Annotated in this window: 21 protein-coding genes; 11 read left to right on the top strand and 10 right to left on the bottom strand. The window is 71.3% G+C overall.

Translation table 11 applies throughout. The annotated features are described in order from the left end of the window. Nucleotides 1–3: 3 nt before the first annotated feature. From G495_RS0115320 to pspA, 8 genes are all read right to left on the bottom strand, one after another. The gene (locus tag G495_RS0115320) at nt 4–297 is read right to left on the bottom strand and encodes a cytochrome C oxidase subunit IV family protein (protein ID WP_028588475.1); all 294 of its coding nucleotides are present in this window, start codon (nt 295–297) and stop codon (nt 4–6) included. 10 nt (nt 298–307) lie between these two features. Beyond that, nucleotides 308–907 (bottom strand): cytochrome c oxidase subunit 3 family protein, encoded by a 600-nt coding sequence (locus G495_RS0115315; protein ID WP_028588474.1) that lies wholly within the window; start codon nt 905–907, stop codon nt 308–310. Beyond that, nucleotides 900–2,510, bottom strand: coding sequence for a cytochrome c oxidase subunit I (locus G495_RS0115310; RefSeq protein WP_028588473.1), 1,611 nt, complete (start codon nt 2,508–2,510; stop codon nt 900–902). The genes G495_RS0115315 and G495_RS0115310 overlap by 8 nt, the downstream gene beginning before the upstream one ends. A gap of 9 nt (nt 2,511–2,519) precedes the next feature. After that, a complete protein-coding gene (locus G495_RS19700; RefSeq protein WP_245588460.1) occupies nt 2,520–3,560 on the bottom strand; it encodes an SCO family protein in 1,041 nt (346 codons plus the stop codon). Continuing rightward, complete coding sequence (locus tag G495_RS0115300; RefSeq protein ID WP_028588472.1) at nt 3,535–3,849, bottom strand: c-type cytochrome; 315 nt, start codon at nt 3,847–3,849, stop codon at nt 3,535–3,537. The genes G495_RS19700 and G495_RS0115300 overlap by 26 nt, the downstream gene beginning before the upstream one ends. Before the next feature lie 184 nt (nt 3,850–4,033). After that, nucleotides 4,034–4,498 (bottom strand): PspC domain-containing protein, encoded by a 465-nt coding sequence (locus tag G495_RS19695; RefSeq protein ID WP_084458360.1) that lies wholly within the window; start codon nt 4,496–4,498, stop codon nt 4,034–4,036. Further along, entirely contained in the window at nt 4,485–4,733 is a 249-nt protein-coding gene (locus tag G495_RS22275) for a hypothetical protein (protein WP_035252581.1), read from the bottom strand. Before G495_RS22275 ends, G495_RS19695 begins: the two co-directional genes overlap by 14 nt. Nucleotides 4,734–4,773: 40 nt before the next feature. Then, entirely contained in the window at nt 4,774–5,472 is a 699-nt protein-coding gene (gene pspA, locus G495_RS0115285; protein WP_028588471.1) for a phage shock protein PspA, read from the bottom strand. Nucleotides 5,473–5,660: 188 nt separating this feature from the next. Here pspA and pspF point away from each other — a divergent pair, with 188 nt between their 5' ends. The 9 genes from pspF (at nt 5,661) to G495_RS21905 (ending at nt 16,385) form a co-directional block, all read left to right on the top strand. Beyond that, on the top strand, nt 5,661–6,680 hold the full coding sequence (gene pspF / locus G495_RS0115280) for a phage shock protein operon transcriptional activator (RefSeq protein WP_028588470.1): 1,020 nt from the start codon (nt 5,661–5,663) through the stop codon (nt 6,678–6,680). A 57-nt stretch (nt 6,681–6,737) separates the two neighbouring features. Then, nucleotides 6,738–7,829 carry a lipid A deacylase LpxR family protein gene (locus G495_RS0115275; protein ID WP_051445449.1) on the top strand — a complete coding sequence of 364 codons (1,092 nt, stop codon included), beginning with the start codon at nt 6,738–6,740 and terminating at the stop codon, nt 7,827–7,829. A gap of 281 nt (nt 7,830–8,110) precedes the next feature. Further along, on the top strand, nt 8,111–9,289 hold the full coding sequence (locus G495_RS19685; RefSeq protein ID WP_051445448.1) for a hypothetical protein: 1,179 nt from the start codon (nt 8,111–8,113) through the stop codon (nt 9,287–9,289). A gap of 71 nt (nt 9,290–9,360) precedes the next feature. Continuing rightward, the gene (locus tag G495_RS0115265; protein WP_245588459.1) at nt 9,361–10,257 is read left to right on the top strand and encodes an ABC transporter substrate-binding protein; all 897 of its coding nucleotides are present in this window, start codon (nt 9,361–9,363) and stop codon (nt 10,255–10,257) included. A gap of 21 nt (nt 10,258–10,278) precedes the next feature. Continuing rightward, a complete protein-coding gene (locus tag G495_RS0115260) occupies nt 10,279–11,016 on the top strand; it encodes an ABC transporter ATP-binding protein (RefSeq protein WP_028588467.1) in 738 nt (245 codons plus the stop codon). Next, the gene (locus G495_RS0115255; protein WP_028588466.1) at nt 11,016–11,762 is read left to right on the top strand and encodes an ABC transporter permease; all 747 of its coding nucleotides are present in this window, start codon (nt 11,016–11,018) and stop codon (nt 11,760–11,762) included. The genes G495_RS0115260 and G495_RS0115255 overlap by 1 nt, the downstream gene beginning before the upstream one ends. Before the next feature lie 314 nt (nt 11,763–12,076). Continuing rightward, complete coding sequence (locus G495_RS0115250; RefSeq protein WP_035252577.1) at nt 12,077–12,568, top strand: Lrp/AsnC family transcriptional regulator; 492 nt, start codon at nt 12,077–12,079, stop codon at nt 12,566–12,568. A 17-nt stretch (nt 12,569–12,585) separates the two neighbouring features. Further along, a complete protein-coding gene (locus G495_RS0115245; protein WP_028588464.1) occupies nt 12,586–15,603 on the top strand; it encodes a proline dehydrogenase family protein in 3,018 nt (1,005 codons plus the stop codon). A gap of 143 nt (nt 15,604–15,746) precedes the next feature. Beyond that, on the top strand, nt 15,747–16,385 hold the full coding sequence (locus G495_RS21905; protein WP_051445447.1) for a hypothetical protein: 639 nt from the start codon (nt 15,747–15,749) through the stop codon (nt 16,383–16,385). A 59-nt stretch (nt 16,386–16,444) separates the two neighbouring features. On the opposite strand, the gene G495_RS0115235 is transcribed toward G495_RS21905, so the two are convergent. Continuing rightward, nucleotides 16,445–17,575, bottom strand: coding sequence for a TOBE domain-containing protein (locus G495_RS0115235; protein WP_051445446.1), 1,131 nt, complete (start codon nt 17,573–17,575; stop codon nt 16,445–16,447). A gap of 172 nt (nt 17,576–17,747) precedes the next feature. On the opposite strand from G495_RS0115235, the gene G495_RS0115230 reads away from it, so the two are divergent. Both G495_RS0115230 and G495_RS21900 read left to right on the top strand, forming a co-directional pair. After that, nucleotides 17,748–18,668 (top strand): sulfite exporter TauE/SafE family protein, encoded by a 921-nt coding sequence (locus tag G495_RS0115230; protein ID WP_028588462.1) that lies wholly within the window; start codon nt 17,748–17,750, stop codon nt 18,666–18,668. 23 nt (nt 18,669–18,691) lie between these two features. Continuing rightward, on the top strand, nt 18,692–19,000 hold the full coding sequence (locus G495_RS21900) for a hypothetical protein (protein ID WP_156939735.1): 309 nt from the start codon (nt 18,692–18,694) through the stop codon (nt 18,998–19,000). Here G495_RS21900 and G495_RS0115225 read toward each other — a convergent pair. Then, complete coding sequence (locus G495_RS0115225; RefSeq protein WP_051445445.1) at nt 18,978–20,801, bottom strand: SLC13 family permease; 1,824 nt, start codon at nt 20,799–20,801, stop codon at nt 18,978–18,980. The two genes, G495_RS21900 and G495_RS0115225, sit on opposite strands and share 23 nt — an antisense overlap. Nucleotide 20,802 lies beyond the last annotated feature (1 nt).

Raw genomic sequence — 20,802 nt, 5'->3', positions numbered from 1 at the left:
GCCCTACCTGTAGGCGGTGTCGAAGAAGGTGAAGCCGATGAAGATCGCCAGCAGGGCGAAGGTCAGCAGCACGAAGCCCTTGAAGACCCAGTTCTCGTACTTGAGGTGCATGAAGATGAGCACCACCAGGGCGGCCTTGACCGTGGCCACGGCCATGGCCACCACCACGTTCCAGAAGCCCAGGTCGATGCCCGCAACCCACACCGTGATGACCGTCAGGGCCAGGAGCCCGAGCCAGATGCCCGTGAGCAGGCCGTAGCCCGGGCCGTGATGCGCCTGCGTCGTGCCGTGCGTCATGCGCTCCTCCTCAGCCCACCAGATAGAACAGCGGGAACAGGTAGATCCAGATCAGGTCCACCAGGTGCCAGTACAGGGCCGCGTTCTCCAGGAACACGAAATCGCCCTGGGTGCAGCGCCCGGTGCGCATGAGCCACCACGCGAACCCCAGCACGCCCATGCCCACCAGCACGTGGATCCCGTGCAGCCCGGTCATGGCGTAGTACAGGGCGAAATAGGCCGCCTCGCCCGGGGGGTGCGCGGCCAGCTCCGCCGAGCCGGGATACAGCCCGTGGCGGAACTTGGCGCTCCACTCGAAGTACTTGATGACCAGGAAGACCCCGGCCAGGGCGATGGTCCCCAGGGTCAGGGCCCGGGCCCGGGCGTCCTGCCCGAGCTTGAGGGCCGCCACGGCCATGGCCACCAGCCAGCTCGAGGTGATGAGCACCACGGTGTTGGCCGCGCCCATGGCCGGGTCGAGCTGCTGGCTGGCCATGTGGAAGGCGTCGTGGTGGCGCGCCATGGAGACCGCGAAGAGCACGAACAGCCCGCCAAAAAGCAGGATCTCCGTGAACAGGAACAGCCACATGCCCAGCTTGGCGCCCTCGTAGTCGCGGTGCGCATCAGTCATCGGCGCGCACCCCCCGGAAGTCGTAGGGGCCGCGCTCCACCACGGGCTCCACGGGGAAGTTGTGGGTCGGCGGCGGCGAGGGCAGGGTCCACTCCAGGGTGGCCGCGCCCCAGGGGTTGGGCCCCACGCGCGGGCCCGAGCGCATCCCGCGCCAGAGGTTGACGAACATCAGCGCCAGCCCGGCCACCACGACCCACGAGCCCACGGTGGAGGCCTCGTGCAGGGCGGTGTACTGCGGCAGGTAGTCGTAGTAGCGCCGGGGCATGCCCGCCAGGCCCAGCAGGTACATGGGGAAATACAGCCCGTTCATGCCCACGACGAGGATGATGGCCGACCAGGTGGCCACCCGCTTGTTGTACATCCGGCCATGGACCTTGGGCAGCCAGTAGTGCAGGGCCGCGAACAGGCCCATGCCCGTGCCGCCGAAGATCACGTAGTGGAAGTGCCCGACCACGAAGTAGGTGTCGTGGACGTGCATGTCCGCCCCGGCGGCGCCCAGCACCAGCCCGGTGATGCCGCCCATGGTGAACAGGAAGATGAAGCCCAGGGCGAAGACCAGGGGCGGCTCCATGTGGATGGAGCCTTTGTACAGCGTGCTGACCCAGTTGAAGACCTTCACCGCCGAGGGGATGGCCACCACGAAGGTCAAAAGCGAGAAGACCATCACCGCCGTGTCGCTCATGCCCGAGACGAACATGTGGTGCGCCCAGACCAGCGAGCCCGCGAAGGCGATGGCCAGGCTGGAGAAGGCGATGGTCTTGTAGCCGAAGATGGCCTTGCGCGCGAACACGGGGATGATGTCCGAGATCACGCCCATGGCGGGCAGGATCATGATGTACACCGCCGGGTGGGAGTAGATCCAGAACAGGTGCTGGTACAAGATGGGATCGCCGCCCCGGGCGGGGTCGAACACGCCCATGTCCAGCACGCGCTCGGCGATGATCAGCAGCCCGGTGATGCCCAGGATGGGCGTGGCCAGGAGCTGGATCCAGGCCGTGGCGTACAGCGCCCAGGCGAACAGCGACAGGTGCGTCCAGGTCAGCCCCGGGGCGCGCAGGCGGTGGATGGTGACGATGAAATTGAGCCCGGTGAGGATGGACGAGAACCCGAGGACGAACACGGCGGCCACGGCCACGGAGACGTTGGTGGTGGTCACCGCCGAGAAGGGCACGTAGAAGGTCCAGCCCGTGTCGGGCGGGCCGTCGCCGGTGAACAGCGCGGCCAGGGCCGTGACGGCGCCGATGGCGTACAGCCACCAGGAGAACATGTTCAGCCGGGGGAAGGCCACGTCCTCGGCGCCCAGGTGCAGCGGCAGGATGATATTGCCGAAGGACGCCGGGATGCTGGGGATGACCACCAGGAAAATCATGATCACCCCGTGCAGGGTGAACATGGCGTTGTAGGTCTGCGGTCCCATGATGGTCCGCCCCGGGGCGATGAGCTCCAGGCGAACCAGCAGCCCCAGGGAGACCCCGACGATGAAGAACCCCAGCACGCACCACAGGTAGAGCAGCCCGATGCGCTTGTGGTCGATGGTGAACAGCCAGGAGGCCAGGCCCCGGGCGTCCCAGAAGCTCCCGGGGGCGGCGCTTGCATCGTTCATGTGCGCTCCCTAACGGCGTTTGCGCTTGCCTGCGGCCAGCAGGACGACCAGCAGCAGGGCGATGGTGCCAAGAACCGTGAACCCCGTGACGCGCAGGATGTCGAAGGCGTAGCGGCGGCCCTTGGGGTCGTAGCTGTAGCAGTAGGACAGGATGCGCTTGACCGACAGCCCCGGGGTGCCCTTGGCGGCCTCGGTGGCGGCCATGGTCACGTCGAAGGGCAAAAAGTCCGAGCCGTAGAGGTAGCGCACGATTTTGCCGTCGGGCGCCACGGCCACCACCACCACCGGGTGGGCGAAGTCGTCGCCCATGCGCTGGAAGCGGAAGCCCAGGGCGTCCATGGTCGTGGCGATGCTCTCGCGGCTGCCGGTGAGAAAAGCCCAGTGCTCGGGGGGGAAGCCCTGGCCCAGGGCGGCGGCGAAGTTGCGCTTGTTGCGCGCGGCGGCCTCGGGGGTGTCGCGCTCGTCGAAGCTCAGGGAGACGATCTTCAGGTCCTGCCCGGGGGTCAGGCTGACCTTGGGCAGCACCCGGGCCATGGCCCCTTGCAGGATGTTGCAGACGTTGGGGCAGGTGTAGAACACCGGCAGGATCAGCGTGGGCGCACCCATGACCTCGCCCAGGGCCACCTCGCGGCCCTGGGAGTCGGTGAACACCGTGTCCAGGGGCACGTAGCCGCCCAGGTGCTCGTCCACGCCCACGGGGGTCTTGCGCTCCTCGGCCAGGGCCTGCATGGCCTCGTGGTCGTGGGCGGGCAGGTCCGGGGCGGGGGTGAACTGGTCGGCGGGCGCGGCGGCGGCCGGGTGGGCCGCATGCTCCCCGTCCGTGTGGTCCTCGTGGCCCGCGGGGGCGCCGTGCCCCCCGTGCGCGTCGTGGGCGGCGGCCCCGTGGGCCTCGTGGGCTGCCGGGGCGGGCTCCTGGTGGGCGTGGCCATCCTGGGCCCAGGCGGCACAAGCCGGGGCGGCCCACAGGGCCGCCCCGAAAAACACCGCCACGGCCCACAGGCCGAGCCGGGCCGCGAGGCTCCGGCTAGAACGTGGCGATATGGTCGGCAAGGCTCTTCAACTCCTCATCGCTCATCTTCTGCACGAACTTGGCCATCATGGGCGCGGTCTTGTCCTGGATCTTGTAGGTGCCGTCCTTGTAGCCCTTGAGCTTGGCCAGCAGGTCGTCGGCGCTCTGGCCCTTGAGGGCCGGGGACACGTTCATGGCGGTCTTGGAGCCGTCGGCGCCGTGGCAGCCCTTGCAGCTGCCGTAGAGCGCCGCGCCGTCGGCCATGGCGGCGGCGGCGAACAGGGTCGCGGCGAAAACGGTGGTCAGGGCAATGGCGATAATCCGTTTCATCTTGGTTCTCCTTGGGGTTTCCCCCGCTGCGGACCGGTCCGCGCGGTGCAACTGTGATAGCACGATTCTGCGCCCCTGGATACCCGCCGGGCGAAGTCGTGACCATGCGCCTTAGGAAAACAAAAATTCCGGGCCCCGGCAAGGGGGGTCCGGAATTTTCCCGCCCGGCGCGTGGCGCGGGGCCTCAGCGCCGCTGGCGCAGGCGCTCCTCCCAGGCGTAGTCGCGCGAGGTGACCACGTCCTCCATGCGCCGGATGCGCCGCTCCAGGCGCTCGAACTTGTCGCGGATGCGCGCCAGGGCCCCGGCGCGCGAGGCGGCGTAGGCGTCGTAGAACTCGCGCTCGCCCGGGGAGCTCACGGGCACCACGGGCTCCAGGCGCATGAACAGCCCGGCGCCGAAATACAGGGCCAGCCCGGGCCACAGCCCGGTGAACACGATGGCCAGCACGGCAAGCACGCGCAGCCAGAACACGGGAAAGTCGAGATGCTCGGCCAGCCCCCGGCACACGCCAAGGACCATGCCCTGGCGCGAGCGGTAGGGCCCGCCCCCGCCCCCGGGGCCCTCGCAGCAACCCCGGCCCGCCGCGCGCCGGCCGGGGCCGCCCCGGGCGTGGCCGAAACCGCCTGTGCGTCCGTCATGCCGGGTCATGGCCGCCCTCCTTGCCGCGCCGCGCGTCCTCGATGAGCAGCGTTTCGAGCACCTCGACCCGCTCCTCCATGCGCGACAGCGCGTTGTAGATTTCCTGAATCATCCGCGTCTCGTCCACGCGCTCCTGGGGCTGCCTGCGGGCAAAGGAGCCCTGGAACAGCCAGGCGATGAGGGCCACCAGCCCCGCCAACGCCAGCAGCGGGACGACAATGAGAACACCGAAAAAACCGCTCATGGACAACCGCCTGGGGTTTGACCCCGGCCCGCAGGGGCCGTCAGTCGTTCACATCCGCCTTGGCGGCCCGGGCCTTGGGCGCCGCCTTGGAGCGGCCCCGCAACTCGGCCAGCTCGGCCTCGATACTATCGTCCTTTTCCAGCCGTGCAAACTCCTGTTCCAGATCGGCGGCCCGGCCCGGGGCGGCCAGCTCGGCTTCGGACTCCAAGTGCTCGATGCGGCTTTCGAAATTGTCGAAGCGGCGCATGGCGTCGGAGCTGTCGGCGCGGGTCAGGGTCTGCCCGGCGCGGGTGCGCGTGCGGGCCCTGGCGTGGCGCTGCTCCAGCAGGCGCTGCTTCTCGCGGGCCGAGGCCAGCTTGTCCTCCAGGCGGGCGATGTCCTCGCGGGCCTGGTCCACCAGGGCTTCGAGGTGCGCGGCCTCGGCGTCCTGGGCGTCCTGGCGGCGCAGGAGCGCGGTCTTTTCCAGCAGCGCCTCGCGGGCCAGGTCTTCGCGGCCCTTGGCCACGGCCAGCTCGGCCCGGGCGTGCCACTTGTCGGCGGCCCCGGCCACGGCCTCGCGCTCGCGCTCCAGGGCCTTGCGCTCGGCCATGATCCCGGCGCAGTTGGCCTTGAGCTCCACCAGGGTCTCCTCCATCTCGCGGACCATGAGCCGGATGAGCTTGCGCGGGTCCTCGGCGCCGTCGAGCAGCGCGCTGATGTTGGAGGTCACGATGTCCTTGAAACGGTTGAAGACGCCCATGGCGGCCTCCTTGTGTGCTTGCGGGTTGCGGCGATGATGCCCGGCCTGAAGCAGGATGCGTGCCGGGCGCGCCAGTCCACGCAACCACTTGGATTTCCAGACTGTCGTCCCGTTGACCCCTGCCCCGCTGTGTGGCATTATCCACCCATATAAGGTTAAAAAATCCTTTTAGTGGCAGATTAGACCAAATGCAGCACCCGCCGTCCCTGCCCGAGGCCCTGGGCCAGTCCGACGCCTTCCTGGAGTTCATGGAGCGCCTGTCCGCCGCCGCCGGGGTGGACAGGCCGGTGCTGGTGGTGGGCGAGCGCGGCACGGGCAAGGAGCTGGCCGCCGGGCGGCTGCACTACCTCTCGGCGCGCTGGTCCGGGCCCTTCGTGGCCCTGAACTGCGCGGCCCTGCCCGAAACGCTGGTGGAAAGCGAGCTGTTCGGCCACGAGGCCGGGGCCTTCACCGGCGCGGCCGCCCGGCGCACCGGGCGCTTCGAGCGCGCCGATGGCGGCACGCTGTTCCTGGACGAGATCGGGGCCATGCCCCTGCCGGTGCAGGAAAAGATCCTGCGCGTGGTGGAGTATGGCAGCTTCGAGCGCGTGGGCGGCTCGCGCCCGGTGGACGTGGACGTGCGCGTGGTGGGCGCCACCAACGAGGACCTGCCCGCCCTGGCCCGGGTCGGGCGCTTCAAGCGCGACCTGCTCGACCGCCTGAGCTTCGAGGTCATCACCGTGCCACCCCTGCGCCAGCGCCCCGGCGACGTGGCCCTGCTGGCGCGGCACTTCGCCGCGCGCATGGCCGTGGAGCTGGGCCTGCCCGAGGTGCCGGAGCTGCCCCCCGGGGTGCTGCGCACCCTGGAGGCCCACCCCTGGCCGGGCAACGTCCGCGAGCTGAAAAACGCCGTGGAGCGCGCCGTGTACCGCGCCGGGGGCGGGCCCCTGGCCGGGCTGACCCTGGACCCCTTCGAGTCGCCCTGGCGCCCCGCGCCCCCGGAGCCCGGGGCCCCCGCCGCCCCGCCCGCCGCCGCCCCGGCCGCAGGCCCCGCCCTGCCCGCGTCCCTGCCGGACGCCGTGCGCGCCCTGGAGCTGGACATGCTGCGCCGGGCCTTGACTTCGGCCCGCCATCGGCAGAGAACGGCGGCACGCCTGCTGGGCCTGGGCTACCACCAGTTCCGGGGCCTGTACCGCAAATACAAGGACGACCTCGACGCCGGGGCCTGAGCCCCGCCGGGCCGTCCGCGTCGGCACATCCATATTTTATAGACAAGGACGACCGCGATGCCCTCCCGCACGCCCCTGGCCCTGCTGCTGCTCCTCGCCCTGGCCACCCTGGCCGTCCTGGCCCCCCTGGGCCCGGCCCGCGCCGCCGACGACGCGTCCGCCCTGGAGCCCCTGGCCCCGGAGGACTCCTACACCGTCACCTTCTACGACGAGAACGACTTCTTCGCCGGGACCGACGAGCACTATACCAACGCCTTCCGCATCTCGGCCCTGTCCAAGGACCTGCCGCGCTACGCCCAGGAGCCCTTCCTGCGCGACAACGCCCCCTGGCTGGCCGAGGCCCTGGAATCCATCCCGCTCATGAGCGGCCGCCCCGAGGGCACCACCTACAACGTGGGCTTCTCCCTGGGCAACAGCATCTACACCCCCGTGGACACCCGGGCCAACGGCCTGCGTGCCGACGACCGGCCCTACGCCGGGTACACCTACCTGGGCCTGGCCCTGCACGCCAAGAACGCCACGCGCCTGGACACCTTCGAGATCGCCGCAGGCGTGGTCGGCCCGTCCTCGGGCGGCAAGCTCGTGCAGGACAGCTGGCACCACCTCATCAACAAGTACCGCTCCCAGGGCTGGAAGCATCAGCTTCACGACGAACCGGCCCTGAACCTGACCTGGCAGCGCACCCAGCGGCCCCTGCTGGTGGGCCTGGGCCACGGCTGGGCCCTGGACGCCCTGCCCCACTACGGCGGCACCCTGGGCAACGTGTTCACCTACGCCAACGCGGGGGGCCAGGTGCGCGTGGGCCGCTACCTGCCTGCGGACTTCGGCGTCTCCCTCATCCGCCCCGGGTCCATCGTCGGCGCCCCGGGCTCGCCCGACGACCCCCAGGTCACCGGCAGGCTGGCCTACAACGTCTTCGCGGGCGTGGACGGCCGCGCCGTGGCCCGCAACATCTTCCTGGACGGCAACACCTGGCGCGACAGCCACAGCGTGACCCGCAAGCCCTTCGTGGCCGACCTCTACTGCGGGGCCTCGGTGCTGTGGCGGCGCTGGACCTTCACCTACACCCACGTCTACCGCTCCCCGGAATTCGAGGGCCAGCACGACGGGCAGCTCTTCGGCTCCTTCAGCGTGGGCTACACGTTCTGACGGGCTCCGGACACGGGCGCAACCGGACGGACGCGGGCCGCCTGCGCCCCTCCCCCCGGCCCGGGGACGGCGGGCCGGACGGCCCCGCCGCGCAGGGCCCAAGCCGCGCGCGCTGCCCGGCCCTGCGCCCCCCCCGCAGCGTGGCCGCCCCCGCGCACAAGGATGCCCGCGCGCGTCCGGGCCTTGCCATGAAGGCTTTTCGCGGCTATCTTCACTTGGTGTTCACCAAAACGTCATCGTCCGGGCCCGGTGCAGCCCGGCCCCTGTTCCGGAATTTTCGCATGAAGCAGCTGTCCGCCCGCGCCCTGGCCTGGGGCGTGCCCGTACTGATCCTGCTGGCCCTGACCCTGGCCGCGCCCCGCGCCCAGGCCGGCAACGACCCCTTGCCCATGGGCACGCGCCCCGCCGCCCCGGCCCAGCCCCCGGCGGACGCCGTGCGCGCGGTGCAGGCCCTGCTGGAGCTGGCGGGCGACCGCCAGGCGGTGTTCGACCCCGCAAGCGCCGCCCCCCTGCTGGACTACATCCTCGCCGGGCCCGGCGACGGCCAGGAGCTGCCCGCCCTGGAGGGCGCCAGCGGCGCCATGATCAGCCAGACCATGGACGCCCCCCTGGCGCGCATCCTCGAATACGCCTACAACCCCGCCGTGCCCACCTACCTGACCCACCCCTCGGTGATCCGCGTGTCGGGCTGGGAGCCGGGCAGCGACATCCTGACCCATCCCGGACTGTGGACCGCGCTGGACGGCCTGGACCGGCCCGTGGTCCTGCATGGCCGCGAGTTCGAGGAAATCACCCCCGACCTGTTCAGCGGCGGCTACTACCGCTACCACCTCGACCGCGCCCTGGTGCTCATGCGCCACAAGGGCCGGGCCGTGCTGCTGTCCATCGCCCGCCAGGACGGGCTCTCGGGCGTGGGCAAGAAGGGCGTGGTGCTCGACGACGGCAACTGGCAGTACTTCTACTCCGGCATCCACGGCCTGACCAAGGGCGGCATGGGCTGGATGGACACCTACATGTACGACTCCTGGTCCGTGGCGGCCTACGTGGAGAGCGCCGACGGCACCAGCACCACCAACACGGTCTTCAAATGGCTGCGCGCCGGATGGGCCAAGATGAACGTGGTGCGGCCCAAGCATATCCTGGCCGGGTGCCGCCGCTTCGCCGACGCCTTCAACGCCGTCATTGGTTCGGACCGCCTGCCCCCCGCCGCCGAGCTGGCCGCCAAGGCGCGCGAGCTGCACGCCCTGCCCGAGGGCGAGCTGGACCGCCGCGTCCGCGAGTACGTGCAGGCCTTCACCCAGACCTTCGCCGACCACCCCGAGCTGAACGGCGGCGACTTCGGCAAGCTCATGCGCGGCAACGCCTACGCGGGCACCCTGGACCGCGCCGAGCGCGTGGGCGTCCTGCTGCTGGAGTACCTCAAGTCCCGCCTGGGCGCCCTGAGCCTGGCGGGCAGCTGACCTTGCGGCGCCCTTGCCGGGGCCGCCGTCCCGATGTATCCAGGGGCCCGAACCCCCACCAAGGAGTCCTCATGATGCGGCGACTGGCTTGCGCGACGATGGCTGCGGCGCTGGTGTTCGGGCTGGCGGGCGCGGCCTGGGCCCAGGCCCTGCGCCTGGGCATCCTGCCTGTGCTGGACACCCTGCCCCTGCACGTGGCCGCGCAAGAAGGGCTCTTCGCCGCCCAGGGCCTGGACGTGGAGCTGGTGCCCTTCGCCAGCGCCATGGAGCGCGACACGGCCATGCAGAGCGGCCAGCTCGACGGCTATTTCGGCGACCTGGTGGCCACCCTGGCCCTGATCCGCGCCGGAGTGCCCATGCGCGTGGCCACCGTGAGCTACCGCACCACCCCCGGCCAGCGCATGTTCGCCGTGGTGGCCTCGCCCAAGGGCGCGGCCCCGGGCGCGCCCCTGGGCTTCTCGCGCACCACGGTCATGGAATTCCTGCTCGGGCGCATGGCCCCGGGCGACGCGGCGGGCGGGCAGGCCTTCACGCGCATGGAGGTCAAAAAGATCCCCATCCGCATGCAGATGCTCATGGCCGGGCAACTGGGCTACGCCATCCTGCCCGAGCCACTGGCCACGCTGGTCCAGTCCCACGGCGGGCAGGTGCTGGCCACGGACGAGGCCCTGGACGTGCCCCTGACCGTGATCTGCCTGCGCGAGGACAAGATGGGCCGCCGCGCCGCCTTCCTGGCGGCCTACGCCCGGGCCGTGGAGGCCCTGGCCGAGCGCCCCGAGGACTTCCGCGCCCTGATGGCCGAGAAGTGCCAGATGCCCGGGCCCCTGGCGGCGGGCTTTCCCGTGTACCGCTACCCGGCCCCCTCCCTGCCCAGCCCGGAAGAGCTGGACCAGGTCCAGGACTGGATGCTCTCCGTGGGCCTGCTGGACGAGGCCCTGCCCTACGCCCTCGTGGTGCCGGAGCACTAGCCGGATGCCGGGCGGCCCGCCATGCTGCACGCCGAGAACCTGACCATGGCCTACCCGGGCGGGCGCACCGTGCTCGCCGGGGTGGACCTGGAGCTGGCCCCGGGCCGGACCCTGGCCGTGGTCGGGCCCTCGGGCTGCGGCAAGACCACCCTGCTCTACATGCTCTGCGGGCTGGCCGCGCCCACCTCGGGCCGTGTGACCCTGGACGGCGCGCCCGTGGCCGCGCCCAGGCCCGACATCGCCATCATCCTCCAGGACTACGGCCTGCTGCCGTGGAAGACCGTGCTGGACAACGCGGCCCTGGGGCTCACGGTCCAGGGCGTGCCCCGGGCCGAGCGCGAGGCCCGGGCCCGGGCCGTGCTGGCCGAAATGGGCCTGGGCGGGCGCGAGCGCGACTATCCGGCGCGCCTGTCCGGCGGCGAGCAGCAGCGCGTGGCCATCGCCCGGGCCTTTGCCGCGCGGCCCAAGCTGCTGCTCATGGACGAGCCCTTCTCCAGCCTGGACTTCATCACCCGCGAAAAGCTCCAGCAGGCCCTTTTGGACTCCTGGCGCCAGCGGGGCACGCCCTTCGTGCTGGTCACGCACAGCGTGGAGGAGGCCGTGTTCCTGGGCGCGGACATCGCCGTCATGGGCGGCTGCCCGGCGCGCCTGACGCGGCTCGTCCCCAACCCCGGGTTCGGCGAGCCCGGACACCGCGACGCCCCGGGCTTCCACGCCACGGCCCGGGCCGTGCGCGCGGCCCTGGCCGAGGCCTGCTGATGCGCGCGGCCCTGCGCTACGCGGCGGTGGTGGCCCTGCTGGCCCTGGCCTGGAAGGCCCTGGCCCTGGGCCCGGCGGGCGACGTGCTGCCGCACCCCGAAGAGGCCCTGGCGGCCTTCGTGCGCCAGCTGGGGCGCGCGGAATTCTGGGGCCATGTGCGGGCCAGCGCCGCGCGCGCGGTGGCGGCCATGGCCGTGGCCTGGGGCCTGGCCTTCCCCCTGGGGGTGCTCATGGGCAGCCTGCCCCGGCTGGACCGCGCCCTGTCGCCCTTCGTGACCCTGACCTACCCCGTGCCCAAGATCGTGCTGCTGCCCGTGTTCTTCCTGCTGCTGGGCCTGGGCGAGGCCTCGCGCGTGGGCATGATCGCCCTGATCCTGGCCTACCAGATCCTGGTCACCACCCGCGACGGAGTGCGCGCCGTGAACCCCAAGTATCTGGACACCATCCACTCCCTGGGCGGCACCTACCGCCACGCCCTGCGCCATGTGCTGCTGCCTGCGGCCCTGCCCCACGGCTTCACGGCCCTGCGCCTGGGCACGGGGGTGTCCGTGGCCGTGCTGTTCTTCGTGGAGAGCTTCGCCACCCAGCAGGGCCTGGGCTATTTCATCATGGATTCCTGGGGCCGCCTGGACTACGCGGACATGTTCGCGGGCATCTTCGGCATGAGCGCCCTGGGCGTGGCCCTCTACGAGACCACCGACCTGCTGGAGCGCCGGGCCTGCCGCTGGCGCACCCGCCGGGGCTGAGGCCGGGCCCCGCGCCGCGCCCGGGCGCACGCCCCCTGCCACCGCCTCCCCCCGCCCGGGCCACGGCCCCGCACCCCGCCGATTTTCCCCCTCCTGGCGCGGGCCTTGCGGCGCGCTCCCGGCGGCGGCGCGCCGCACCCCGCCGCGCCACCAGCGCGAATCCACCCCTCCGGGTCTGCCCCGCCACCGCCAGCGCCCGGCGCCAACCCCGCGCCAACCCCGCACCAGCCTTGGTGTCGATTGTTCCCCGCCAACGCAAAAGCCTGAATATCGTTCTTGACATCTGGCAGAGAATCGAATTTCATTCTCCAATCATGGCCAAAAACGAAACCATCGACGAAACGGACCGCCAGATCCTGGACGTGCTCCAGGCCAACGCCCGGACCTCCAACGCCGAAATCGCGCGGCGCGTGGGCAAGGCGCCCTCGGCGGTGCTGGAGCGCATCCGCAAGCTGGAGGCCCGGGGCGCGATCCAGGGCTATGAAACCCGCGTGAACCCCAAGGCCCTGGGCCACGGGCTCACGGCCTTCACCTTCGTCCACGCCGAGGACGCCGTGGGCTCGGTGCGCTCGGGCCGCGAGCTGGCCGCCCTGCCCGAGGTGCTCGAAGTGCACCACACCGCAGGGCAGGACGCCTACCTCATCAAGGTCCGCGTGCAGGACACCGAAGCCCTGGGCCGCCTGCTGCGGCGCATCGGGCGCATCCAATCCGTGCGCGACACGCGCACGACCATCGTGCTGACCACCGTCAAGGAGACCCTGGCCCAGGCCCTTGACCCTGACGACGGGGCCGACCAGGACGACTGACATCCCAGGGGGAGACCATGGACAAGACCCAGCTTGAGCAGCGCATCGTCGCGCGCGGCAAGGAATTCTTCCAGAGCATCAGCGGCGAGGCCCCGTCGATCTTCAACAAGGGCTGGTGGACCGGCAAGGTCATGGACTGGTCCATGCAAAACGAGGACTTCAAGGTCCGGCTGTTCCGCTTCGTGGACGTGCTGCCCGCCCTGACCACCACCGAGTCCCTGACCCGGCACATCGAGGAGTATTTCGCCTCGGATTCGGGCGACCTGCCCCCGGTGATGAAAGCCGGGCTGACCACCGCCGGGCTGGCGGGCAAGCTGGGCGGCAAGCTCATGGCCAAGGCCATCTCGGCCAATATCGAGAAGATGGGCCGCCAGTTCATCGTCGGGCAGGACGCCCGCGAGGCGGTGAAGAACATCCAGCGCCTGCGCAAGGACGGCTTCGCCTTCACCATCGACATGCTGGGCGAGGCCACGGTGAGCGAGGCCGAAAGCGAGGCCCGCATGCAGGACCACCTGGACCTCTTGGACGCCGTGGCCGAGGCCAGGGACAAGTTCAAGCCCCTGGGCGCGGGCGCGGGCGGGCTGGACTGGGACTGCGAGCCCGTGATCAACCTCTCGGTGAAGCCCTCGGCCTTCTACTCGCAGACCAAGGCCCGCGATTTCGAGGGCTCGGTGCAGGGCCTGTACAACCGCCTGGCCCCGGTCTACCGCAAGGTGGTCCAGCTGGGCGGGGCCATGTGCATCGACATGGAATCCCTGGACTACAAGGACATCACCATCGAGCTGTTCAAGCGCCTGCGCGGGGCCGACGAATTCCGCCACCACCCGCACCTGGGCATCGTGTTCCAGGCCTACCTGAAGAGCACCGACGCCGACGTGGCCGAGATGCTGACCTGGGCCCGGGCCCAGAACCTGCCCATCACCATCCGCCTGGTCAAGGGCGCCTACTGGGACCACGAGACCGTGCGCGCCAAGCAGATGGGCTGGGAGGTGCCGGTGTACACCATCAAGGCCGAGTCCGACGCGGCCTTCGAGCGCGCCGCGCGCCGCATCCTGGAAAACGCCGATATCTGCCGCCTGGCCTGCGCCTCGCACAACGTGCGCACCATCGCGGCGGTCATGGAAACGGCCCGGGCCCTGGCCGTGCCCGAGTCGCGCTACGAATTCCAGGTGCTCTACGGCATGGCCGAGCCCGTGCGCAAGGGCCTGCAGAAGGTCGCCGGGCGCGTGCGCCTGTACTGCCCCTACGGCGACCTGATCCCGGGCATGGCCTACCTGGTGCGCCGCCTGCTGGAGAACACGGCCAACGAGTCCTTCCTGCGCCAGAGCTTCGTGGGCGAGGCCGACATGGCCCGGCTGCTGGAAGACCCGGCGGCCACCGCCGAGCGCGAGCGCGCCGCGCGGCCCATCGCCCCCGCGGCCCACGCCGCGCCGGGCCAGGCGCCCTTCGAGAACCACCCCATGCTCGACTTCACCCTGCCCGAGGCCCGCGCGGCCTTCCCCCAGGCCATGGCGCGCATCCGGGCCCAGGGCGTGCGCGAGGTGCCCCTGGTCATCGGCGGGGCCGAGGTGCGCACGGGCGACGTGCTGGAGTCCTACAACCCCGCCGACACCGGCGAAATCCTGGCCCGGGTCCATCAGGCCGGGGTGGCCGAGATCGACCGGGCCATCGAGGCCGCGCGCGCCGCCCAGGGCCCCTGGCGGGCCACCCCGCCCGCCGAGCGCGCCCAGTACCTGCTGCGCGCCGCCGCGCACATGCGCGCCACCATCCACGACCTGGCCGCCGTGCAGGTGCTGGAAGTGGGCAAGCAGTGGGACCAGGCCCACGCCGACCTGGCCGAGGCCATCGACTTCCTGGAATACTACGCCCGCGAGATGGTCCGCCTGGGCGCCCCCCGGCGCATGGGCCGCGCCCCGGGCGAGGTCAACCTCTACCAGTACCGGCCCAAGGGCATCGCGGCGGTCATCGCGCCGTGGAACTTCCCCCTGGCCATCTCCACGGGCATGGCCGCCGCCGCCATCGTCACCGGCAACCCCGTGCTCTACAAGCCCTCGGGCCTGTCGTCCCTGGTGGGCCACGGGCTGGCCGAGGCCTTCGCCGCCGCCGGGCTGCCCGCCGGAGTCTTCAACTTCGTGCCGGGCCGCAGCTCGGTCATGGGCGACCACCTCGTGGGCCACAAGGACATCGCCCTGGTCGCCTTCACCGGCTCGCTCGAAGTCGGCCTGCGCATCATGGCCAAGGCCGCCGTGCCCGCCCCGGGCCAGCTCCAGTGCAAGAAGGTCATCGCCGAGATGGGCGGCAAGAACGCCATCATCATCGACGACGACGCCGAGCTGGACGAGGCCGTGCAGCAGACGGTCTACTCGGCCTTCGGCTTCCAGGGCCAGAAGTGCTCGGCCTGCTCGCGGGTCATCGTGCTGGACGCGGTGTACGACCGCTTCGTGCCCCGGCTGGTGGAGGCCTGCCGCTCCCTGCGCCTGGGCCCCGCCGAGAACCCGGCCAACGTCATGGGCCCGGTGGTGGACCGCGCGGCCCAGAAGGCCGTCATGGGCTATGTGGAACTGGCGCGCAAGGAAGGCCGGGTGCTGCTCGAACGCATGCCCGAGGGCGTGGACACCGCCGCCGGATGCTACGTGCCGCTGACCATTGTCGAGGGCGTGACCCCCGCCCAACGCATCGCCCAGGAGGAGGTCTTCGGGCCGGTGCTGGCCGTGATGCGCGCGGCGGACTTCGACCAGGCCTTGGAATACGCCAACTCCACGCGCTTCGCCCTCACGGGCGGCGTGTTCTCACGCAGCCCGCGCCACCTGGAGCGCGCGCGCGCCGAGTTCAACGTCGGCAACCTCTACCTCAACCGCGGCACCACCGGCGCCCTGGTGGAGCGCCAGCCCTTCGGCGGGTTCAACATGTCGGGCGTCGGCTCCAAGGCCGGCGGGCCGGACTACCTGCTCCAGTTCATGGACCCCTACGTGGTCACGGAAAACACCATGCGCCGGGGCTTTGCGCCCATCGAGGCGGACGACGACTGGGTCTAGACCCCGCCCGCGCCGCGCCAGACCCGCAAGGCCCCCGTCCGGACTCCCGGGCGGGGGCCTTCGCGTGCGATTCGCCCTTGCCCGGATGTGTCAAAGTGCTACAATAAAGGCTCCGGGATGACCTTTTGCAAAGGAGCGCAACCATGAACACCCGCTGTGGCAAGTTCGGAACATGCATGCTGGCCCTGGCCCTGGCCCTGACACTGTCCTGGGCCACCCCGGCCCGGGCCCAGGACGCCCAGGACGCGGCCCAGATTTCCAGCGAACTGGGCGAGCTGATCGGGCAGGTCGAGCAGGCCCAGCAGGCCCTGGAGCAGGCCCAAAGCACGGGCGACGAGGCCGCCCAGGAGCAGGCCCGCGAGCAGCTGGCTAACCGCGAAACCGCGCTGACCCAGGCCCGCACGCGGGCCATCGCCGCCAATTCCGGCCTGACCGAGGGCCAGGTGCAGCAGATGCGCCAGGAAGGCATGGGCTGGGGCCAGATCGCCCATGAGGCCGGAGTGCACCCTGCGGCCCTCGGCCTGGGCCACGGCGCCGCGCCCAAGGGCATGGGCATGGGCCAAGGCCAGGGTATGGGCCAGGGCATGGGCCAAGGTCAGGGCATGGGCCAAGGTCAGGGCATGGGCATGGGCCAAGGCATGGGCAAGGGCTCGAGCAAGGGCGGCGCCAGCGGCGGCTCGGGCGGCGGCTCCGGCGGCGGCTCGGGCGGCTCGGGCGGCGGCGGCAAGGGTGGCGGCGGCAAGGGCGGCGGCGGCAAGGGCGGCGGCAAGGGCAAGGAATAGGCAGCCCCTGGCCGTCTGCGGCGCCCTGCCCGGCAAGGCCGGCGGGGCGCCGCGCCCGCTCAGTCCACGTGCAGCACCACGGCGTAGCTGGAAAACAACACCCACACCGCGTCGCCCGCCTTCAGGCCCTGCTCGCGGGCCCAGGCCGCAGGCACGATGGCGCACAGCTGCGTGCCGTCGGAGACCCGGGCCACGCATTCGGCGTTGACCACGCCCAGGGTCAGCCCCTCCACCACCCCGGCAAAGACGTTCTCGAAGCTGCTGGCCGGAGCCCCGGCCCCGGGCTGGCGCAGCAGCAGGGACACCAGCGGCGCCTTGACCTCCGCGCTGATCAGCCTGCCCGGGCGCAGCCCCAGCCGCCCGACGCTGTCGCGGGTGATCACCGAGACCACCCGCAGCCCGTCCAGGGTCGCCAGCTCCACGCGGGCCTGGATGTCGCCTTCGCGCAGGGCGTGGACCTTGCCGTAGAACGCGTTGCGGGCGCTGGTCCCGCGCTGGGCCTCGCGGTCCAGGAACACGCGGGCCACCTGCTGGATGTCCTGCGGCGAAAAGGACACGTAGGCCGAGGTGGGCGTGGGCGTCACATGGCCGAGCATGGCCTGGACCACGGGCAGCGGCACGTTGCCCTGGAGCAGCTCCACGGCCCGGGCCTTGCGGAGCATCTCCGGCCCGCCCAGGCGCTTGTCGAAACCCGCCGCCTGGGCCCGCTCGTAGAACTTGCGGCGCACGAAGCCGGGGTCGAGGTCCAGCACGGCGCCCCCGGCCCCGCGCAGGGCCGGGCTCTCCAGGATGGCCCGCAGGTCGGCGGCCAGGACCCCGGAAATCTGGACCTCGCGGGCCCCGGCCTCCCCGGCCTGGGCCCCGCCCCCCAGGCGCATCACGCCCCGCTCCCAGTCGATGTCGCGCCCAGGGTCCAGGGACAGCGCCTCGCGCAGCTTGGCGCCGGTGTAGCGGATAAGCAGGAAGACCGTCAGAATCCGCTGGCGCGACAGGCGCACCCCCGGGCGCGGGGCCTCTTCGGCCCACTGGCGGAAGGCCTGCTCCAGGGCGGCCAGCCCCGGCGCGTCGAGGCATTCGCCGTCATCGGCCCCGGCGACGATGCGCCCGTGGTCGCGCCCCCGGGCGGGTGGGGTCAGGGGCACCCGGGGGCCGGTGCCGCCCTGGCCCGGTGGAGTCGTCCGTCGTGTCATGGCGTGTCCTTGCAAAATATTTCGGCCTTGGCGCGGCCCCTCGCCGCCCCGGGCGCCTGCGGCCATCCTCGCCCAGAGTGGGCGTCTTGACAACACCCCCGGCGCGGGGTATCAAGTCACGAAAGCAATTGCATTCGTGACTTCAACTGCCGTCGTCCACGCAGGAGGCGCCATGTTCTTCCCCACCGCCGGAATCGAAATCGCCCCCTGGGTGCCGCCCCTGGTGGCCTTCGTCATCTCCTTCTTCACCTCCATGGGCGGGGTGTCCGGGGCCTTCCTGCTGCTGCCCTTCCAGGTCTCCGTGCTGGGCTACGTCAACCCCTCGGTCAGCGCCACCAACCAGCTCTTCAACGTGGTGGCCATCCCCAGCGGCGTGTACCGCTACTGCAAGGAAGGCCGGATGCTCTGGCCGCTGACCTGGATCGTGGTCGTGGGCACCCTGCCGGGCGTGTTCGTCGGCGCCTTCGTGCGCACGCTCTGGCTGCCCGATCCCCGGCACTTCAAGATGTTCGCCGCCGCCGTGCTGCTCTACATCGGAGTCAAGATGGTCCGCGACCTGCTGGCCACGCGGGGGGCGGCTCCGGGCAAGGGCGGCGGGCTGGCGCGTATGCGCGGCCCCAAGGCCGCCGGGCCCGCCCCCGCCGTGGCCGTGCTGGGGCTGACCAGCCGCCGCCTGACCTACTCCTTCCAGGGCGAAACCCACGACGTGTCCTGCGCGGGCATTCTCGTGCTGAGCCTGGTGGTGGGCGTGGTGGGCGGGGCCTACGGCATCGGAGGCGGCTCGATCATCGCCCCGTTCCTGGTGACGTTCTTCCGCCTGCCCGTGCATACCGTGGCCGGGGCGGCGCTCATGGGCACCTTCGTGACCTCCGTGGCCGGGGTCGCCTTCTACCAGGGCCTGGCGCCCTTCTTCCCGCACATGTCCGTGGCGCCGGACTGGGCCCTGGGCCTGCTTTTCGGCATCGGCGGCACTGCCGGGATGTACCTCGGGGCCCGCTGCCAGAAGTACATGCCCGCCCGGGCCATCAAGACCATGCTGGCGGGAGTCATCGTCTTCACGGCCCTGAAGTACGTCATGGAGTTCTTCCAGTAGCGCCGCGCGCGCCGGGAGGGCCTATGTGCATCAGACAAGGCAGCCCGCTGCCCCCGGACGGGACGCCGGAATGCGCCGACGTGCGGCGGAAGCGCGAGCTGCTCGAGGCCGCCGACCTCTGCCGCGCCTGCCCACAGGCGCCCCTGCTGGACGACGAGCGCGGCCCGGGCTGCCGCTGCACCCGGGCCCTGACCGACGCCGTCCACGCCCTGCTGCACCAGGCCGCCCCCGGCCCGCGCGAGATCCCCATGGACCCGCGCGGCCCGGACGGCGGCGCCTGCCCCGGGAGCTGCCCCACGGGCTGCGGGCCTAGTAGAAAAGCGAAACCATGACCGTGAGCACCACCAGGAACAAAACCGACAGGGGCAGCCCCGTGCGCAGGTAGTCCGCGCTGCGGTAGCCGCCCGGGCCCATGTACAGGGCGTTGACCTGGTGCGTGGGCAGCAGGAAGGCGTTGGACGCCGCCAGGGCCACCACCAGCGTGGCCAGGCGCGGGTCCGCGCCCACGGCGGCGGCCATGTCCACCGCCAGGGGCACCAGCAGCACCACCGCCCCCACGTTGGACACAACCAGGGTCAGCACCGTGGACAGCGCCCCCAGCACGAACAGGAAGACCCACGGCGCGGGCTGGCCCACCAGGGCCATGATATGCCCGGCCAGCCACGAGGCCGCCCCGGTGCGCTCCATGGCCACCCCCAGGGGGATCAGCCCGCCCAGCAGGAACACCGTGCGCCAGTCCACCCCCCGGTAGGCCTCGTCGATGGTCAGCACCCGGCCCAGGATCATGGCCAGGGCCCCGGTCATCAGGCACACCGACAGGGCCAGGTCCGTGGCGATGACCAGCCCCGTGGACAGGGCGAACGCGCCCACGGCCACCCCGGCCTTCTCGGGGTGCAGCACCTCGTGGTCCAGGGACTGCACGAACAGGATGTCGCGCCGGGGGCGCATGGCGTGGAAGCTCTCCCAGCTGCCGTGCATCAGGATGGAATCGCCCGCGCGCACGACCATGTCCCAGAACCCGCAGTAGCGGGTCTTATTGTGGCGCGTCACGGCCAGGGGCGCCATGAGGTGGTTGTGGCGGAAGCGGATGTCGGCCACGGTCATGCCGATGAAGCGCGAGTGCGGCGGGATGAGCGCCTCCACCACCCCCGACTCCTCGTCGGACATGGCCCGGGCGAACACGTCCAGCTCGCGCTTGACCGTGAAGCCGTGCTTGGCGGCCATTTCGTTCACGCGCGCCGGGCTGCCGATGACCGCCAGCACCGCCCCCGGGGCGATGCGGATGGCCCGGTCCGGCGGCATGAGCACGTCGCGCCCGCCCTTTTGCGACAGGGCCACCACCTGGATGCAGTAGATGTCGATGAGGTCCTGGACGTAGAGCTCCTCGTTCTTGTCCCAGGGCGCGCGCAGCTCGTGCATGCAGCCCAGGTCGCAGTACCAGGCCATGAGGTCCTCGCCGGAGTCCTCGGGCGGGGTCCCGGCAGGCAGCAGCCGCTGCCCGCCGAGCACGAAGAAGGCGATGCCCGTGACCACCAGCGCCAGGCCCACCGGGGTCACGCTGAACAGCCCGAAGGGCTCCAGGCCGAAGGGCTGGATCAGGTCGTTGAGCATGATCAGCGGGCTGGAGCCCACCAGGGTCACCGTGCCGCCCAGGATGGCCGAGAAGCCCACGGGCATGAGCAGGCGCGACACCGGCACCCCCGAATGGCGCGACAGGCGGCGGATGGCGGGCAGAAACAGCGCCGCCGCGCCCACGTTCTGCATGAAGCTCGACACCACGGCCACCGTTCCGGCCACGAGGATGACGATGCGGTTGGCGCTGCGCCCGGCCAGGCGCATGAGCGGGCGCATGAGCCTGCTGATGACGCCCGTATGGTCCAGCCCGCGGCCCATGATGACCACGGCGATGATGGAGATGACCGCGTTGCTGGCCAGGCCCCGGAAGGCGTCGGTGCCGTCCATGATGCCCAGAAGCGGCAGGGCGACCATGACCATGATGGCCACCACGTCCACGCGCAAGCGGTCGGTGAGGAACAACAGCACCGTGAGGATGACCAGGGCCAGAACGATGGTCATGTCCAGGGTCAGGGTGGGCGGCTGGGCGAGGGCGGCCAGGGGGGCGGGGGAGGTCATG

The organism is Desulfocurvus vexinensis DSM 17965, from assembly GCF_000519125.1.
Lineage (GTDB): Bacteria > Desulfobacterota > Desulfovibrionia > Desulfovibrionales > Desulfovibrionaceae > Desulfocurvus > Desulfocurvus vexinensis.
This window is presented reverse-complemented; position numbering and strand designations above follow the sequence as displayed.

Coding starts and splice junctions, on each gene's coding strand:
- G495_RS0115320 (WP_028588475.1), bottom strand. CDS start 297: ATGACGCACGGCACGACGCAGGCGCATCACGGCCCGGGCTACGGCCTG.
- G495_RS0115315 (WP_028588474.1), bottom strand. CDS start 907: ATGACTGATGCGCACCGCGACTACGAGGGCGCCAAGCTGGGCATGTGG.
- G495_RS0115310 (WP_028588473.1), bottom strand. CDS start 2,510: ATGAACGATGCAAGCGCCGCCCCCGGGAGCTTCTGGGACGCCCGGGGC.
- G495_RS0115300 (WP_028588472.1), bottom strand. CDS start 3,849: ATGAAACGGATTATCGCCATTGCCCTGACCACCGTTTTCGCCGCGACC.
- G495_RS19695 (WP_084458360.1), bottom strand. CDS start 4,498: ATGACCCGGCATGACGGACGCACAGGCGGTTTCGGCCACGCCCGGGGC.
- G495_RS22275 (WP_035252581.1), bottom strand. CDS start 4,733: ATGAGCGGTTTTTTCGGTGTTCTCATTGTCGTCCCGCTGCTGGCGTTG.
- pspA (WP_028588471.1), bottom strand. CDS start 5,472: ATGGGCGTCTTCAACCGTTTCAAGGACATCGTGACCTCCAACATCAGC.
- pspF (WP_028588470.1), top strand. CDS start 5,661: ATGCAGCACCCGCCGTCCCTGCCCGAGGCCCTGGGCCAGTCCGACGCC.
- G495_RS0115275 (WP_051445449.1), top strand. CDS start 6,738: ATGCCCTCCCGCACGCCCCTGGCCCTGCTGCTGCTCCTCGCCCTGGCC.
- G495_RS19685 (WP_051445448.1), top strand. CDS start 8,111: ATGAAGCAGCTGTCCGCCCGCGCCCTGGCCTGGGGCGTGCCCGTACTG.
- G495_RS0115265 (WP_245588459.1), top strand. CDS start 9,361: ATGATGCGGCGACTGGCTTGCGCGACGATGGCTGCGGCGCTGGTGTTC.
- G495_RS0115260 (WP_028588467.1), top strand. CDS start 10,279: ATGCTGCACGCCGAGAACCTGACCATGGCCTACCCGGGCGGGCGCACC.
- G495_RS0115255 (WP_028588466.1), top strand. CDS start 11,016: ATGCGCGCGGCCCTGCGCTACGCGGCGGTGGTGGCCCTGCTGGCCCTG.
- G495_RS0115250 (WP_035252577.1), top strand. CDS start 12,077: ATGGCCAAAAACGAAACCATCGACGAAACGGACCGCCAGATCCTGGAC.
- G495_RS0115245 (WP_028588464.1), top strand. CDS start 12,586: ATGGACAAGACCCAGCTTGAGCAGCGCATCGTCGCGCGCGGCAAGGAA.
- G495_RS21905 (WP_051445447.1), top strand. CDS start 15,747: ATGAACACCCGCTGTGGCAAGTTCGGAACATGCATGCTGGCCCTGGCC.
- G495_RS0115235 (WP_051445446.1), bottom strand. CDS start 17,575: ATGACACGACGGACGACTCCACCGGGCCAGGGCGGCACCGGCCCCCGG.
- G495_RS0115230 (WP_028588462.1), top strand. CDS start 17,748: ATGTTCTTCCCCACCGCCGGAATCGAAATCGCCCCCTGGGTGCCGCCC.
- G495_RS21900 (WP_156939735.1), top strand. CDS start 18,692: ATGTGCATCAGACAAGGCAGCCCGCTGCCCCCGGACGGGACGCCGGAA.
- G495_RS0115225 (WP_051445445.1), bottom strand. CDS start 20,801: ATGACCTCCCCCGCCCCCCTGGCCGCCCTCGCCCAGCCGCCCACCCTG.